General features: G+C 62.0%; 8 protein-coding genes and 2 pseudogenes. 4 read left to right on the top strand and 6 right to left on the bottom strand.

Annotation, left to right across the window (positions count from 1 at the left end; genetic code table 11):
• Window positions 1-72: 72 nt before the first annotated feature.
• On the bottom strand, window positions 73-465 hold the full coding sequence (locus PX554_RS23360; RefSeq protein WP_167706868.1) for a DUF3768 domain-containing protein: 393 nt from the start codon (window positions 463-465) through the stop codon (window positions 73-75).
• 506 nt (window positions 466-971) lie between these two features.
• Between PX554_RS23360 and PX554_RS23365 the strand changes: the two genes are divergently transcribed.
• The 4 genes from PX554_RS23365 (at window position 972) to PX554_RS23380 (ending at window position 9,960) form a co-directional block, all read left to right on the top strand.
• A complete protein-coding gene (locus tag PX554_RS23365) occupies window positions 972-4,085 on the top strand; it encodes an SNF2-related protein (RefSeq protein ID WP_275504700.1) in 3,114 nt (1,037 codons plus the stop codon).
• On the top strand, window positions 4,082-5,845 hold the full coding sequence (locus PX554_RS23370) for a hypothetical protein (RefSeq protein WP_140043504.1): 1,764 nt from the start codon (window positions 4,082-4,084) through the stop codon (window positions 5,843-5,845). Before PX554_RS23365 ends, PX554_RS23370 begins: the two co-directional genes overlap by 4 nt.
• A 67-nt stretch (window positions 5,846-5,912) precedes the next feature.
• Window positions 5,913-7,514 (top strand): hypothetical protein, encoded by a 1,602-nt coding sequence (locus tag PX554_RS23375; RefSeq protein ID WP_230461504.1) that lies wholly within the window; start codon window positions 5,913-5,915, stop codon window positions 7,512-7,514.
• Window positions 7,492-9,960: a phospholipase D-like domain-containing protein gene (locus PX554_RS23380; RefSeq protein ID WP_275504701.1), complete on the top strand. Its 2,469-nt coding sequence runs from the start codon at window positions 7,492-7,494 to the stop codon at window positions 9,958-9,960. Before PX554_RS23375 ends, PX554_RS23380 begins: the two co-directional genes overlap by 23 nt.
• A 14-nt stretch (window positions 9,961-9,974) precedes the next feature.
• On the opposite strand, the gene PX554_RS23385 is transcribed toward PX554_RS23380, so the two are convergent.
• From PX554_RS23385 to PX554_RS23405, 5 genes and pseudogenes are all read right to left on the bottom strand, one after another.
• On the bottom strand, window positions 9,975-10,436 hold the full coding sequence (locus PX554_RS23385) for a hypothetical protein (RefSeq protein WP_275504702.1): 462 nt from the start codon (window positions 10,434-10,436) through the stop codon (window positions 9,975-9,977).
• Complete coding sequence (locus PX554_RS23390) at window positions 10,433-11,644, bottom strand: tyrosine-type recombinase/integrase (RefSeq protein ID WP_275504703.1); 1,212 nt, start codon at window positions 11,642-11,644, stop codon at window positions 10,433-10,435. The genes PX554_RS23385 and PX554_RS23390 overlap by 4 nt, the downstream gene beginning before the upstream one ends.
• Window positions 11,645-11,760: 116 nt before the next feature.
• Window positions 11,761-12,386 (bottom strand): annotated as a pseudogene (locus PX554_RS23395) (ArdC family protein); the annotation flags it as partial.
• A gap of 90 nt (window positions 12,387-12,476) precedes the next feature.
• Window positions 12,477-14,489 (bottom strand): ParB/RepB/Spo0J family partition protein, encoded by a 2,013-nt coding sequence (locus tag PX554_RS23400; RefSeq protein ID WP_155188064.1) that lies wholly within the window; start codon window positions 14,487-14,489, stop codon window positions 12,477-12,479.
• A 111-nt stretch (window positions 14,490-14,600) separates the two neighbouring features.
• Window positions 14,601-16,364 (bottom strand): annotated as a pseudogene (locus PX554_RS23405) (strawberry notch C-terminal domain-containing protein); the annotation flags it as partial.
• Window positions 16,365-16,429: the final 65 nt, after the last annotated feature.

The following is a 16,429-nucleotide window of genomic DNA, read 5'->3' on the forward strand; positions in this document are numbered from 1 at the left end:
ATCCTTTGCGCGCAGTCTGCTCAAGCAGACTTTTCACGGCCATCCCCCCGGTCAGGGGGATGGCCGTGCCGATCAGTATTCTTCGGCGAGTAGGATCGTCAGAACCCGAGTGGTGACGTCGGGATTGGCTGGATCGGGTGAGCCCCAGGCAAGCTCGAGATCATAATAATCGATCTTCCAGTAGAGAATGGCGCTGTCATATTCGAAGCGACCAAAATCATGCTCGCCCAATGGATCGTTGTCGGAATTGAAGCTGTCATAGTTTCGCACCGTGCGCAGGATCTCAGCGCGTCTGCGAAATCCGCGGAAGAGGGACACATCCCCGACCAACGCGGCAACGCCCGCGGTCATGACGATCTGGTTTCGGCCAGGGCTGCAAATAGATCTCCGCAGGCTGTCATTCAGTGCGGCGATGCGGTCGATCCGCTCGGCTCGGTCTGCCGATTGTTGAGAAGGCTGCGGCATGGCTGTGACTCCGGTCTGGATCCGCCCCGCCCATCGGGGCCTTCCGACAGGCGCCCCAAAGGGCGGCGTCATAGCGGGGGTCGTGCACCCGGAGGGTCGCAACGCAGTGGAGAAGCCCGCCTATGCGGGCTTGCTCGGCCCCGCGCGCCGACCAGGAAGCCGACAACGGAACAAGGAACCAGATGGCGTTGCTCCTCCCCGGGTATCGCACCCAGTTTGCAGACGCTGACCGTCGCCGAGCCGACTATCGACCGCGACAGAATTTGTCACCCATGCAAGCTATAATAGCCCCACCCAGGACGACGAAGGATCGACTCGATGAATTTCCTGCATGCCCGAACGGTCCGGGAAGTTACTTCCGCCCGTCGCAAGAGAGGGCGGCGCACATCTATCAATGCCAGCATCTACCAAAGTGAATGGCGCAGATTTTGAATGATTTAACATTCGCCTGACACTTGACGCTGTCGGCTTTCTATTGATCATCCTGTTAGGGGGGAAGTTTCACTATGTTCGAGGCAGGCGAACGGGTACGGCTGAAAAACGATCCGGCGGTTGTCGGTGTCGTAACCGACCGGCCGCCCGAAGAACGAGCAGGACGCACCTTCTTTCAGATTGAGCTTCCGACAGGCCGCCGAAGTCTGCCGGCAAACCAGCTCGAACATGTCCTGGCCGCCCCCGATGCGCTCGTGGATCTGCGAAACGGCAAACTCTCCGCCCCAACCGATTTGCGACGCGCTCTGACCCATCTGCGCATGACGGGCCGCCTTGCCGACATGATCTACAGCATGGGCGCGACGAACACCGAGTTTCACGCTTACCAGTTCAAGCCGGTCCTCAAGCTCCTGAACGCGCCCTCTCGTGGCTTGCTCATCGCCGATGAAGTCGGTCTCGGTAAAACCATCGAAGCAGGGCTCATTTGGACAGAGCTGGTGGCGCGGAATCACGATTGCCGTCGACTGCTGGTGGTCTGCCCCAAGCCGCTCGTCGAAAAATGGCGGGCTGAGCTACGCAACAAATTCAATGTCGACGCGCGTATCTGCGGCGCCGCCGAGTTGCTCGACACGCTGCGTGACGACCAGGAGCGTCGCGAGGGTTTTCAGGTTATCGCATCGCTGTCCGCCATCCGTCCGCCGCGCGGGTGGGACGATCCTGACGAGCCCGCCTCGGGTGCGCGCGCAGACCTCGCGCGGTTACTCAATGATTCGGCTCAGGATTTGTTCGATCTCGCGATCTTCGATGAGGCCCATCATCTGCGCAATGCCGAGACGATGAACCATAAGCTGGCAAAGCTTGTGACCGATGTGAGTGATTATTCGCTGTTTCTTTCGGCCACCCCAATCAATCTGCGCGCCAACGACCTGCGCGCGCTTTTGAAGGTCATCGATCCGGACACATTCGAACGGGAATATCTCTTCGATATCCTCCAGGAAGAAAATGTCCCGCTAGTGCGGGCTTGGGAAGCGGCACGCGATACGCGCGTGCCAATGCACGAATTGGCGGAGCTTGTCGGGGATCTGCCCGAGGGGCGGGTTCTCAAGACCGGCGAACGGCTGAAACGCCTGCGCGAAGAGCTCGAAAAAAGCATAGTCGATACCCCGGCAAACCGCGTGAAATTGGCAGCGCGGATCGAAGAGATGTCGCTGCTGGGATCCACGATCAATCGCACGCGACGGCGCGATGTTGCGGAATTCAAGGTCGAGCGCCGCCCCCAGACGGTAAAATGGCCGATGAATGAGGCGGAAGACGCCTTCTATCAGCGGGCGACACAGCGCATCGAGGCATATGCCTTTGCCAACGACATCAACGAGCGGTTCCTGCTCGCCCAAACCCAGCGACTCCTCGCCTCGAGCCTGGCCACTGCCTATCGCCATTGGGGCGAAAGAAGCGGTTTCCTCACGCTCGACGAGGAGGACGATGCATCACCCCCTGGAGCGTTGCCAGGCCCGCTGATTAGCGCGCTTGGCGAAATCTGCGATGATCCCGCCGTTCTAGCGGAACTGGAAGCCGCCGATACCAAGCTTGCAAAGCTGCTCGATTGGCTGCGCCAGTTGCGCGAGCGGGATCCCGATCAAAAGTTCATTGTCTTCTCGAGCTTTCGCCGCACGATCAGCTATCTCGCTGCGAAGCTCCAGGCTGCCGGCTTTGCGATCATGGAACTCCATGGCGGCGTCAAAGCTGACCGCCAGGAAATCGTCTCGCGTTTTGCCGACGCTCCCGCAGGCACGATCCTGCTGACGTCCGAGGTCGGCGGTGAAGGCCTCGATCTTCAATTCTGCCGCATTCTGATCAATTGGGACCTGCCCTGGAATCCCATGAAGGTGGAGCAGCGGATCGGTCGTATCGACCGTATCGGGCAGCGATCGCCATCAATCGACATCATCAATCTGATCGCCGCTGAAACGATCGAAGAGCAGGTCTATGACCGGCTCTATCTGAGGCTGGGGATCATCCAGGAGACGCTGGGCGACTTCGAACCCATCCTGGGTGAGATCATCCGCGACATCGAATTCATCCTGACCAACCCCGAGCTTTCTCCAGAGGCACGGGCACGTGAATTCGATCGCTCTATCCAGGCTGCAGAGCAGAGGAAAATGCAGGCAGAGGAGCTTGAGCGGGAAGCCCCTGGACTGGTGGCGCATGGCGACAGCATTCTTCAGAAGGTCAAGGAAGCCTATGCGCCGCACAAGCGGCTGACCGAAAGCGACCTGCGCGATTATATCGCCGGCATTCTGGTCAATACGTTCGAGGGCACGCGCTTCGAACCGATCAACGGCATCGACATCGAAGCATATGACGTTCGCCTGTCGCCAAGAGCGCAGGCCGAATTTGGGCACTTTCGGAATCTGAAAGCCCGGCGCTACCCGACCCGCTTTTCTCGAGACGCCGCCAGCGGCGTGAAAGCCGTGTTCGGCAGCAACCCAGACCCGCTGCGCCATCGCAATCTGGAAGCCATTCCGATGACCCATCCGCTGGCGCGCTTTTGCGCCCAGCTCCTCGACGGTCGGCAGGTCGGTGTCGCGCCCCGGCCCGTAACCGCATATCGCGTGCCTCATCAGCCGCATTGGCCTCTGCCCGTAGGCCGATATGTCGTGGCAGTCGAGCGTTGGTCGATCGATGGCCTTTTGCCTGTCGATCGCCTAGCATTCGCTGGCGTCGACTTCGCCACCGGCACAAGCTTGGAAGAAGATGCCGTCGAGCAAGTGCTGATGGAATCGCTGGCCAGCGCCCCTCAGCTCCGACATCTCGAACCAGCCGATCTACCCCATGTCGCGGATGTGATGGCATCGCACCTTTTGCCGGCACTCAAGGAACGCCGAACCGACTTCGAAGGGGCGGAAGCCGCCCGGCACTATGACGACGTCGCCACCCAGCGCGCGCTCATCACGCAGCACAAGGAACGAGAGAAAAGCAGGGCCGAAACCCAGATCCGCGAATTGCGCGCCTCGGGCAGCGCCAAGAAAATGAACATCACATATGCCATACAGGGCAAGCTGAATGCCTTTCTCGCCCGGATGGATCTCAAGCTGGAGCAGATAAACCGTAAGGAAAATGACCTGAGCTTTGACGAGCCAATGCTCGTCGGTATCGCAGTGGTCGAGGTCGCGAAGGCCGACGCATGAGCAAGAAAGGCAAGAGCTTCGCAAGCCTGGCTGATGCCGCTTCCGCCCTGATGGACCTGCGCACGAGCTTGGCCGGAACAAATGCCCCGTCCCGAAGCCCTGACCGAAAGCCCCCGGCAGCGGACGGCGATTTTGCCGATATCGAGCAACAAATGCTCGCGAAGAAGGCGGTAGGGCAAGGCGAATCGACGGCGTGTCCTCCTCTTTCAACTTTTCCGGCGCGGAACGGGGCAGGCCAGCGAGCCTCCAAACCGGGGGCCAAAGCGCAGAAAGCAAAAAACAAGAAGGCCCAGCCACAACACAAGTCCAAAGGCCCGAAGAAAATCATCCTCAAAGGCCCAGGGATGAAGGCCGCCTATCAGGCCATCCTGGAAGCCGAGCGGGCCGCCGCCGCTGTGAAGCAGCCTGCTCCAGTCGTAGCGGAGCCGGCCATTCCGAGGGAGACAATATTCCGCAAGGTCATTGCGGCAGTGAGCAACACCACGCCAATGATCGAGCCACGTCCGGTTTCGATCACGCCCCAGAACCAGGCGATGATCAACCGCGCAATCGTTGATGGCGCGGCGCAGCTCGCGAAAAAGCTCCAGCCTGACCTCGACGACGGTTTCATCGTCGGCTTCGATTTCGGAACGAGTTCGGTCAAGCTCGCCGTGAGCCAGCCCTATCATGCGGATAACCCGACCAAGGCCATGCCCGCGCCTGAAGGCCTACAGTCCTTCGGGCATCCTTATCTTTGGCAGACTGCCTTGTGGCTTGACCCCAAAACTGGCCGTTTTTCGCTTTACCCCCTGCCTGGTGCGGTAACGCTCGAGGGCTTCAAAACCGGTATCATCGGAGCCCATGGGGGCGAGCTGGTGAGGCTCGACGTCAGCATCACCCGGGTCGAAGCGGCTGCCGCCTTTCTCGCCCTTCATTTCGCGCATTTCTTCGGATGGTACAGGCAGGCCACGCCGCTCGGTCCGGCGGGTGCGGATCAGTTCATGGCCGTGAATGTCGGTATCCCCGTTGCCGCGCATGATGATGCGAGATCTTTCTCGATCTTCAAACGGATCGTTGCCGCAGCTGTCGAGCTCGCCCCTTTTGCTTCGCGATTGACCCCAGATCTGGTGCGGCAGACACATTCTCGATCGCCGGACCGATTGCCGACAGGCTTTTACCTCGTGCCGGAATTGACCGCGGCAGTCGCGGGCTATGCGTTCGCGCCGACCTCCCAACCAGGCTCCCACATGCTTGTCGATGTTGGAGCATCGACTCTCGATATCGTCGCTTTCAATCTCGTGGGCCGCGAGCGTGTCGCGGTGTTCTCAGCCGCCGTCGAACTTCTCGGCGCCGCTGCGCTAGACAGCGCGCTTAGTCGCCAGCTGAGCGCAGGAGATTTCAAGCGCGCATGCGACCATGAATTCGAGGAGGTCTTTGGCCGGGCGCGCTCGCCTGAACGCGCTCAGGACGGCTTTCACGCCGCCTACCGCAGAAAGCCGGTCCAACTGCTCGTGACCGGTGGCGGCTGCAAAACAGAAGTCCATGACCGGTTCATCGCTGAAATGCCGACGGAAAGGGTGCTGGGCGCAGCCCCGTCGATCCACCCGCTCCCGCCGAAGGCCATGACCGACATGTCATGTGATCGATCACGGCTGCTGCTCGCCTATGGCCTGACCCGCGATCTACCGGATCTTCCTGAGATCAAGCTGCCATCACAAGTGCCCTCCATCACGCCGCTGGTGCGAATGGAATCCAGCTTCGTCGGGCCGGAGATGACATGATGCTCGCGCACATTCTTTGCCGAGCCACTGCCTAGAACCACGCCAATATGATTGTGGAAGTATCAAAGTGGCATTCTCCAGCGTCAAAATAATGGAAAATGGGAACGAAGTGAGCGTAGCACTCGAATTATCTGAACAGGACGGCGATCCCTATTGGACGAAGACCGGCAGCTGGACGATGGGCCTCGACCCTCTTGGCCTCCAGGCGACGAGCATCAGGATTTACCAATCTCTGGTTCCGAACATCACGAACATCACCAATCGCCTCAGATATTATGCCTATTTCCCATGGTTGATTGAACTCTACGAAAAGAAGCACCACTCGGATGATCCAGCCCGCTTTGCCCGCTTCATGAGACGGGGCGAGGCGCTTTACGCGCTCGCGACGGTTATCAATGATATGGACGGCAGCGATGGATTGGGCGGAGCAAATTGGGCCAACCAGCAGCGCGACGTAGCGCGCAGCAATGGCATCGACTTCAGGCCGTTCACCGACGACCGAACATCCGAGAAAACCTATCTGCAAGCGGCGCGGGGGAACTATGGGGCGGCTTATGCGCCCACTTTGACCGAAATGGGCTGGCTCACCGCATCTTCCGTGCCGGTCACCCAGGGTCAGGGCCAGCTGGTTTCTGCCGCTTTTGCAGGTTCGATCGGTCCGATAGCAGATGAGATCGAGACCGTCCTGCTTTCTGGAACAGCGACATCGCAGCAGCTCCAAAACATTGGTGCGGCCATCCACCCTGCACACATTCCGCACGGTTCGCCCGAACAGGCCGCGTTGCGCGACTTTCTGCTCGGGCAAGGAGACCAATCCAAGGCGAGTTTAGCGCGCCGGGCGTCTATCTGGCTCGTGCTCGACCTCTATCGCAACGGCATCGAGCCTGGCGACATCGACGGGTTGCGCCAGGCGCTTTACACGCGCGCGCTTCCAAACGGGCAACCGTATCAGCCCCCGGGCAAGACCGTCGACCGGTGGCGCGCCTATCAAGCCAATGAGTATGGACATATTGCCTTGGAGTGCGCCCTCAATGGCCTGATAGGCCTACAATGCGAGAGCTACACCAACGGCATCGAACCACGACAACTCGTCGCCAAACTGGTGGATGAGGCGATCCCGCAGAACACATCAACCTGGTCGGATTGGGCGGACGCTCTGGTCGGGCTCGCCGACAATGACGAGGCGCTTCACGCCGAAGTCGTCCTTGAAAATTTGAGGTCGGGCTTGCAGCCAACACCGGGGACACTACTCGATGCATTCAAGCTGCTCGGCATCCTCTGGGCGAAATGGGCCGAGAACGACGGAAATGTCCGACCTATCATCGCCGCCGCAGCCGGGCGTGACGGTCGGTCGCTGGACGGCATTTTGCGCACGCTCGATACGGCACGACAGGAGCCCGTTCAGCAAGCGATCGCCGCTGTTCTGTTCAGGCATATTATCATCGATCATCAGATCATCGCCGGCCGCAAGCTTTCGGCGGCGGGCACCTTCACCTATCATTTCCTGGTTGAAGACGGACTGCTGAGCGAAGGGCGGTTGGGGGAGTATGGCTACACCACGCCCCGGCTCTTCAATCTGACCCGGGTGCTGCGCGATGCGGGATACCTGCATGCCAGCGGCGTGACAGCGGACGGGGAGGCGTTCCTTGAACAGAATCAGCCTCTTTAAGGATCTGGCGCGGACCGGATTCCATACATCGATCACAACGACCTACTCTGTAGACGCGGCATTCTATGATGGATCGCTCCATCATCGGCTGCGCAGCTATGGCTGCGACAACAACATCCTCATGGCCGATGCCAACATGCTGCAGCGCGCGATCGCGCAGACACCGGAATCCTTTGCGCGAGCGGGCTCAGCCTATGCCCTGCTGCCGATTTCCGTGCCCGGCGCCTTCCATCCGAAAGTCAGCATCCGCTTGGGCAGCGATGCCGGTTGCGTGATCATCGGTTCAGCCAATGCGACGGCAGCGGGTTGGGGACTCAACCGGGAGATCGTCGGTCAAATCGAATGGTGGCGCAAACGCGACGATGAGGATGCGAACGCCAGTCGCCAGCTGATCCGCAAGGCCTTCGACTATGTCGCGCCCTGGTTGAAGGACGCTGGACTTGAAGCGATGAAGCGCAAGCTTGATCTGATCGAACGCGATGCGGCCTGGCTGTTTGAGATAGACGCCAATGACGCGCCGCTCGCGCTAGGCGATGGCTCGCTTGTCGATTTGCTGTGCGAAGCCGGAAATGGCGAGGCTGGCATCCTCATGCGCCTCGCTGGGCTTGTCGGCACCGTGCCCGTAACCCGGCTCATCGTCATGTCCCCTTACTGGGACGCAAATCTCGACGGGTTGCTCGGCCTGATCGATGCCATGCGCCCCCAGGAAATCATTATCGCGCTCAGCGCCCACCGGCCCGAATTCCCACTCGATGGGTTGCCGCTCATACCCGATGCCCGGTTCGCAAGCATCTTCGATGGTAATGACCGCGCGCGCTTCATCCATGCCAAGGCTTTGCTCATCCAGACCGAGCACTGGGATCATCTCGTTTACGGTAGCGCGAATTGCTCAGATGATGCCCTTGGCCTCGCCGACAAAGCGGCCCGCAACGCGGAGTGTTCGATCTATCGCCGGCTCAAGGCGGGCACCGGCCTAGGCGCTCTAGGTCTGGATATTTCGGTGCCGATTGATCGTAAGGATCTATATCCGCAAACCAAGCAACTGACCGATACCAAGTCCGACGCGGGCATCCCTCCTGGAACGTTGGAAGCCGCCGGCAACACCATCCGATGGACACCCTCGAACCGCATTACGGAGCCGGACGGTGCCACCCTCGTCATTGCAGAGGGTGAATTTCCATTCCATTCGACCCGCAGCCGTGGCCGGTCAGTCGAGCTACCCAGCAAGCCCCGCCCTCCTCTGATCGCGCGGGTGCGATTGGCCGATGGAACGCTGACCAGCGCCGTCATCGTCAACGATGAGGTCAGCTTGACCCATGCCGCGCCTGGCATGGGCGACAAGCGCCTGCGCTCAGCCTTTGCGAAGGTCGAACTGGAGGATGGCGACTTTCTTGAACTGGCAAATCTGGCCGCCATCATATTTTCCGAGACGCCGCAGGGCCGACGAAAAGCGGTGACACCTGCCACGTCGGCGGGACGGGCAAGAACGAAGAGCAGCGGCAGCGATGCCGAGCACGAGGTCTATGATTATGATAGCCCGGAAGCTTTCCGAACGGCAATGGCAGCAAGTGTGCCGGCGACGGGCGACAGCGGGCGGCTCAATTTCGATGATCCGGACGCGGTCAATCTCCTCAGGATCATCTTGCGTGGGATCAACCAGCCCCAGCAAAAAGAGGGTGATGATGCCGACGACGATACGCTCTACACCGACGAGATGCCGCAAAGCGAGGATGATCCCGGCCCGGATCATCGCAACCGCTTAGAGGATCCATCGGGTAGCGAAGACGGCAATCCGCCTGCGCGAGAGCCACGGGTTTACCGCCGCGATGAAGCCGAGAGGCAAAGCCTCGACATTTTGAAGGCCCTGGATAGCTTCGAGGCCTATATTGCCCGCCTAGCCAGCGAAGAGACGCCTCCGCCACGCAAACTCACGGCCGAAGTCTGTTTCATCCTTCGGTTGATGGTCGAGGCCTGCCGCCGTCCCCTCCAGATCAAGGATGGCGATCAGCGCGACGAGCTCTTCGCGCTCGACCTCGTTCCCAAGCAGCACGATCGTGAACGTGCCTTCGTCGTTCGCGCCGGGCGCATCCTTCAACGGCTGTGGCTGGGCAGCCGATCGGAAGCAGCGCTGCTATCCCGTATCTCTATCGGGCAGCATCAAACCGAGCTGCCCTATGACTGTTTCGCTCTGATCGTATTGAGCCGTTGGGCCCTTGCCCGCTCGGTGATGGCGGCCGACGGCAGCAAGCAAACGCAGCTTGCGGCATTCGTGACCCGCAGCACGGTCGCCATCTGGAAGACCACCCAAAGCTGGCCCCCGCTTGACGCCACCGCCGAACAGGATTTCGTCCGCAAGCTGGACGGTGCGCTTGGCATTGATCCAGAAGAAACCGAGCGTCTGCTGGGTCATTACAGCCAGCTCAGCCAGCAGATCCAAACAGGCTGAAGGCGTGTCGTCACCTACGGGTGGCGATCGCGGAGGCCAAGGTGAACACCCGTCCGGACTGACCGTTCCAGATCACGACGGCATTTGGGACACTTGAAGCGCGCCGCCTCATCTGATTTCAGCGACAGACTATGTACGATCCAACATCGATCCTCACCCAATTGCTGGAGACGGCGCCCGCCCGCCTTGAGACGGTTCCGCAGGGCCACCCCCGGCGGTACTTCATGCGCCGGATCGAAGCTGCTCAACCACTGTGCAAACTGCCGAACGACACTGAGCCTTGCCCCTCGGGTCGAGGTTCTGGCCTCCGCCAACGTAGCGTGCCAGCGCAGGAACAGTGCCGTGTCGACGTGCGTGGCGCCTGCGCTGTCGGCAAACCGGGTGAAGCGACGAAGGATGCGCTCGCTGGTGCCAAGATCGTAACCGAGACCGCGCCGGATGGTCAGATAACGGTCGAGCTGGGAGATGAGGCTCATTGCGCGCCTCCCGCTGCGGGCCAGGGCTGCGCGATTGAGCGCAGCCCGTCGATATCGAGCCGTGCGTATATCATCGTCGAAGACCGTGAGCGGTGCCGCAGCACATCGCCCACTTCGTCGAGCGAGGCCCCAGCGTTTACCAACTGGGTGGCAAGGCTATGACGCAGCAGGTGCGATCCTACATAGGGCGTCGCCGGCTTCTGGCCGGTCGCTCTCAAGGCATCTTTGAGGATGGCGTTGACGATTGTCCCATCCTTGAAGGGACGATGCGGCGCGCGATAGGCAACGAACAGCGTACGACAGGTTGCCGGACCACGTTCTTCACGAAGATAGCGGCTCAGTGCGTTGCCAACTTCGATGCTTATCGGCACGCGGTCGTGCAGCTTGCCCTTGCCACGAACGAGCAGTTCGCCCGCGCGCCAGTCGATATCGCCGAGCTGGATCACGACAACCTCGGCCGCACGCAGCCCGAGCCGTGCCATGAGCAGCAGCATCGCATAGTCCCGCGCACCATGCCGCGGATTGTCGCGGACATACGCGAGGACGGCTTCCACGCCATCGGGCAACAAATGACGCGGCAGCCGCGCAGCCCAGCGTTGCGCCGTCTTCGGAATGCTCAGGGCCAGATTGGTCGCGGTCGCGCCGCATCCGAACAGGTATTGCAGAAAGATGCGCACATGGGTCGCCACCGTCTTGTCGCGGCGGGCACTGGTCAGCACATGCTCCATGAAGCTGATCACGTCGGCGGGCCGCAGGCCGCTCAGATCTATGATGGCCTCGCCGAAGCGATAATCGAGGAAGCGACGCGCGAAGCCTATCGTGTGAGGGATACTCCGTGGACTGAGGCCGCGCTGTTTGACGAGGTAGATCTCGAGGTCCGCCAGCAGCGTCGCGCGCCTCTGCTCCGCTTCGGTCAACGGCACCGGCTGCGTTACGCCGATATCGAGCAGATGCTGCGCGAAACGGCGGGCCAACTTATACGGCAACGCCGTGCCTGGCTTCTCGCGCGGCACCTTGCGTCCAAAATGCTCCGCCGTGTCGAGCGTCAATGCCGAAGGACCGATGCCCGCGACATCCATCTCGTGACCGACTTTCCGGAGGATCGATCGATAGGTCTTTATCGTGCCGGCTGTGTAGTTCTCCGCCGCAAAGCTTTCAGCGAACGAGTCCAGATACGGCTCGATGCAGGTCTGCAAATATTGAGGCATGATCGTCGTGCTCCATGGTGTTGGAGCGTCGAAGATTATGCCGAATAGGATTGACCGGATCACCCCGCCAGCCGCGCGTCAGCGGCGAGATGCGGCATAATCCGGGATGCGGCATTATGACCGGCCTCATGCGCGATGGTGGCTGCCCAGGCGGCGCGCGTGTCGAATTGTTCGACCGGCGGCATAGTGATAACGTCCGCGCGCAGATCGTAATAAGCACGATCGCCGCCACATCGCAGCCGCGCGGGCAGCCGGTCGACGAAGCGCTCCGCCCGCGAACCGAGCCGGTCGCCCGGCGGGACGAGGGAGAGGGCTTCGGGATAGAAATCGCCCGGGAGTGCGTCGATCTGGTCTGCATTGAAGACCGCATAGGACCGCATAACCCGGCGATGCTCATCGACCAGCTCGCCGGGACGTTCGCTGGAATCGACCTTCTTCGAATAGGCCTTGTAGAAGATTGCAAATTGCGCCTGCTCACCGGCACGGACCTGCCCGCCAAGGGTCTGCGCCTGACGGTAGGTCATCCAATGGCGTGACCGATAGCCGCATTGCTCAGCAGCCAGCCACAGCCAAAAGGTGTTCATGCCGCGATACGGCTCGCCATTGGCCCGCAGCGGACGACCCTGCGCCGCACACACGAACGCCAGGGCCGCACCCAGGGTCGCACACCGGCCTCGAGCCGGTCGATGATGGCGCACGTGATGGTTTCGGCCGGCGAGGGCCGGTCCGATGATTGAGTCATGGCGGATACTCCGCGAAAGAGCGGCGGCCAGCGCCGCCGATGAAGGACTGCGGGCGACGCAAGAGCGCCGCCCGCCATTAGGCGTTGGTCTCAGGCCGCCTCGTCGAGGTCATCAGCATCGCCATTGGGGGCGATCTCCCCTGCCCCGCCGTCGCTGCCGTCTTCGTCGCTGAGGAAGGCGGAATAGCTGCGGAAGCTTTCGGGCTTCTCCACCGCGCCAAACCGCATCTCGTCGGGCAGCCAGCAGAGCGCCTTTTCCCGGACTTCGGCCTCTACGATGCCCTGCCCGGAACAGAGCGCCGCGCAGGCATTGGCCAAGTCACCCTTCTTGGCGTCCTTGTAGCGGCCGCGCAGCACTGGCCCGCCGATCTCTTCAAGCGCTTCGAGCATTACGTCCTTCTTCACGCGCCCGAAAAAGTTCTGGGCATCGGGCCGCCACCATTGCGCGACATCGATGTCAAGCAGCCGTCCGAGATGATCGTGGAAGCCGTTGCGGCGCCCGCCATCGTCGACGTTGAGCGTCGGTTCGAGCGTCTGCGCCATGACATGGGCGAGCCAATCGGCGCGCGCCTGTTCATCCAGTTGCCGGAAGGCATCGAAACGCGACGACAGCGTGTTCCCGCCTGCCCAGCTCACATCGAGCCTCTGCCGCTGTTCGGCCAGGACATTGCTGGCCGCGCTGCCCTCGTCGCGGAAGCCGACGATCGGGAAGCTCGCGGCGGCCGCTTGCAGCGTCGAGTGGTCCTGGACATAGCCGCTGGCGAACACGGTCCGGTGCGCGATCAGGAATATCGCGAGATCGAGCGCGAACCCCGCATCCGAGGCGACATGGGACGCCAGGATCTGCCGCCGCTGGGTCGCGAGTTCGTCGACCAGCGTCGCGCTGAGCCGGGAGGTCGCGACCTTGCCGGACGCCGCCTCGGGTTCGCCGTCCTCGCCCGCCTGACGAATGGCGCGCTCGCTGAACATGCGGCTGTGCACCCGCGGGGTGCCGTCAGGGGCAAGATAGATGAAGGTGCCCAGCTGGTCCTTGACCGCATCGTCGACCATCGTGCGCGCCGCCTCGATCGCATCGAGTTCCCGCTCGATGTCGGCGAGCCGCACCGAAGCCGCCTCGGCCTCTGGTGTGCCGTCCTCAAGTTCGGTTTCCAGTTCGCGGATGAGCGCATCGCCCTCATTGGAAAGACTGTCGACGCGATCCTGCTCGTCCTCGCTCAATTCGCGCAGCGCCGGATGATATTCGTGGAGCTGGCACTCCATGTCATAGGGCACATGAGTCGCGAGGACCGGTGTCACGAATGCCAGCTTCTGCTCGGCAGCGAGTGTTTGTGCCTCTGCTTCGAGCTTCTGGGCGGCAAGCTGCTCGATGATCTCCACGTCGACCCAGCTCTCGTCCGCATCATCGCCGAACAGGTCGCGCTCGATCCGGCCACCCGCACCGACATAGGCATCGCGGCCAACGAACCGCGCCTTCGCATCGGTCGCTTTCACCGTCCCGTTGAGGAGCGCACGGCGGACATTGTCGGGATTGTCACCATAATAGGACCGGCTCATGCTCTCGAACACACGCGCCTGGCGGTCGACATCGGGCGTGACGGCATAAGCCTGCGCGACCCCGAGCGTGATCTCGCCAGCGGCAAGCGCCGCGAAGACGACGGGAGCCAGTTCGGCAAGCCGGACCCGCTGCTCGACGAAGCGGGTCGTGACCCCGAAGCGTTTCGCCACATCCTCGCCGCTCGCCCCCAGGTCGAGGAAGTGCTTGAAGGCCGAGCATTCATCCGCCGGGTTCATCGCTACGCGATGGAAATTCTCGGCAAGGCTCGCTTCGGCCGATCCGGCATCATCCTCGAGCACCAGCACCTGAACCTCATGGTCCGCGGCAAGCCGGTTCGTCTCAATCAGGCGTTGGAGCGCCCGCAAGCGGCGGCCGCCCGCCTTGACGGTGAAGTGGCCCGCCTTTTTGAGCGGCGTGACCACGAGATTCTGCAACAGGCCATGCGCAGCGATATTCTCGGCCAGACTGTCGAGGTCGGCATCGCGATTGGATTTGCGGACATTATCCTTGGAGAGCGAGAGGTTCTTGACCTTCACGGACTGGATCATCGGTTGTCTCCTTCGAGGGTTGCGCCGACGTCGTCGGCCGGCTTGAGCCACTCAGGCCCACCCGGCCGAAGGCCCCCTCCCCTCTCTTCGATCGCTTGACGCTGCCGCTGTTCAGCCTACGATCTCGCCAAGGATCTCGACGGCGCGGCTCGGTGGGACGAAGAGCCGCGTGCGGTGTTGGATGATCTCGGTGAAGCAGCCCGCCGCCTTGAGATGAGGAAGGGCGTCGGACTGCCAGTCGAGCAATTCGAGGCGGTGGTCGCCGGCGACCAAGGCCCGCTTCAGCCGAAGCGACCCGATCGGCATGATCTCGCCCGAGGTGCGAACGTGCTCGACCCGCGCGCCTAGATCGATCGCGACATGGGCGGCGATGCCGAATGCGCTGGCGATCCGCTCCACCAGCGGCGCCGGAATAAGACGCCCGAGAAGCGACTGGCCGTCATCGCTCGTCAACCGCCAGACCTGGACATGATCGTCGGGCAGCTTTCCCCAGACCGGGAGCAGCAGGCCCGTGACCAGATAGATGATCTGCGTACGCGTCTGCGCGGCCATCGCGTCGCATTCGGCCTGCCAGGCTTCATCGAAGTTCGCGCAGTCCGCGTCGGTCCAATGGGTTTCGGCGAAGAGGTCCTGCCGGTGCCGTTCGGTGCGCGTTGGACGCACCAGCTCGTAGCGGCGCACGGTCCGCCCCTCTTCGTCCGTCAGCGAGAAGGTCGGCCGGCAAATGGCGGCCTTACCGGAGCGCGGGTTGATTAACCCACGCGCTTCCGGGTCGGCCAGAAGCCAATGCGCGCGCTCCAGGGTCAGCGGTCGATATCGTTCCTCGGTTTCGATGCGCAGGATTTCGGTTTCGGCGCCGCTCACGGGATCGCACCGGATCACCGTGCGGTCGAGGATCGAAATGCGGTCGGCCGCGATCGTTTCGACGCCAAGATCGAGGGTGCCAGCCTCGCGGGCCTTTTCCACCCGTGCTTCGATCAAGCCCAGATATTCGTCGAAGATCGCGTTCTGCAGGTCGATGCGCAGCGCCAGGATGCGGTTCAACCACCGCTGGATCGTGGGCAAGGTCTCAGTGAGCCCCCCACCCTCCCCGGCCAGGTTCAAACCGGTGAGCGACTGGAATTGATCGAAGCGCACCGATTGGAGCTTTCCCTGGAACAGCAGGCGAAACCACTGGTCGAGCGATTCCCGCGCGAAGTCGGACTCCAGATTGTCACGGGGATCGAAAAGTCCCTGTCCACCGGTCTGGCGCTGGCCGCGGGTCAGCGCGCCGAGGCTGTCGAGGCGTCTGGCAATCGTCGAGATGAACCGCCGTTCGCCGCGGCAATCGGTGGAAACGGGCCGAAACAGGGGTGGGCTGGCTTGGTGGGTGCGGTGCGTGCGGCCCAGCCCCTGGATCGCCGCGTCAGCACGCCAACCGGGCTCGAGGAGATAGTGAATGCGGCGGCTCTGATTGGGCACGTCGAGGCTGGCATGATAGCTCCGTCCCGTGCCGCCGGCGTCGGAAAAGATCAGGATGCGCTTTTCGCCGCGCATGAAGCTGTCGGTCTCCGCGAGGTTCGTGCGCGCGCTGCGCCGTTCGATCCGCTGACGGCCCTCGGCATCGACGATGATCCGCCGGCTGCGGCCCGTCACCTCGGCCACTGCCTCCGTCCCGAAATGCCCGATGATATGATCGAGCGCCGAGCCGACCACCGGCAGCGCACAGAGTTGCTCGAGGAGCTGGTCGCGCATGGCCATCGCTTCCCGGCACAGCACGGGCTGCCCGGCCTCGTCGATCATCGGTTCCGAGCGCACCGTGCCGCTATCGTCGGTATAGGTGCGCATCTGGCGCACCGGAAAGGCCGCCGTCAGATAGTCGACCAGGAATTCCTTGCAGTCCGCCATTATCTCGAGCGGAGCGGCAGGAGGCTCGGATTTGCGTCGCTTTGTCATGATTT

This window comes from Sphingomonas pollutisoli (genome assembly GCF_029167165.1).
Taxonomy (GTDB): domain Bacteria; phylum Pseudomonadota; class Alphaproteobacteria; order Sphingomonadales; family Sphingomonadaceae; genus Sphingomonas; species Sphingomonas pollutisoli.

Excerpts from the sequence above, each read along its gene's own strand:
- PX554_RS23360 (WP_167706868.1), bottom strand. The coding sequence starts at position 465 with ATGCCGCAGCCTTCTCAACAATCGGCAGACCGAGCCGAGCGGATCGAC.
- PX554_RS23365 (WP_275504700.1), top strand. The coding sequence starts at position 972 with ATGTTCGAGGCAGGCGAACGGGTACGGCTGAAAAACGATCCGGCGGTT.
- PX554_RS23370 (WP_140043504.1), top strand. The coding sequence starts at position 4,082 with ATGAGCAAGAAAGGCAAGAGCTTCGCAAGCCTGGCTGATGCCGCTTCC.
- PX554_RS23385 (WP_275504702.1), bottom strand. The coding sequence starts at position 10,436 with ATGAGCCTCATCTCCCAGCTCGACCGTTATCTGACCATCCGGCGCGGT.
- PX554_RS23390 (WP_275504703.1), bottom strand. The coding sequence starts at position 11,644 with ATGCCTCAATATTTGCAGACCTGCATCGAGCCGTATCTGGACTCGTTC.
- PX554_RS23400 (WP_155188064.1), bottom strand. The coding sequence starts at position 14,489 with ATGATCCAGTCCGTGAAGGTCAAGAACCTCTCGCTCTCCAAGGATAAT.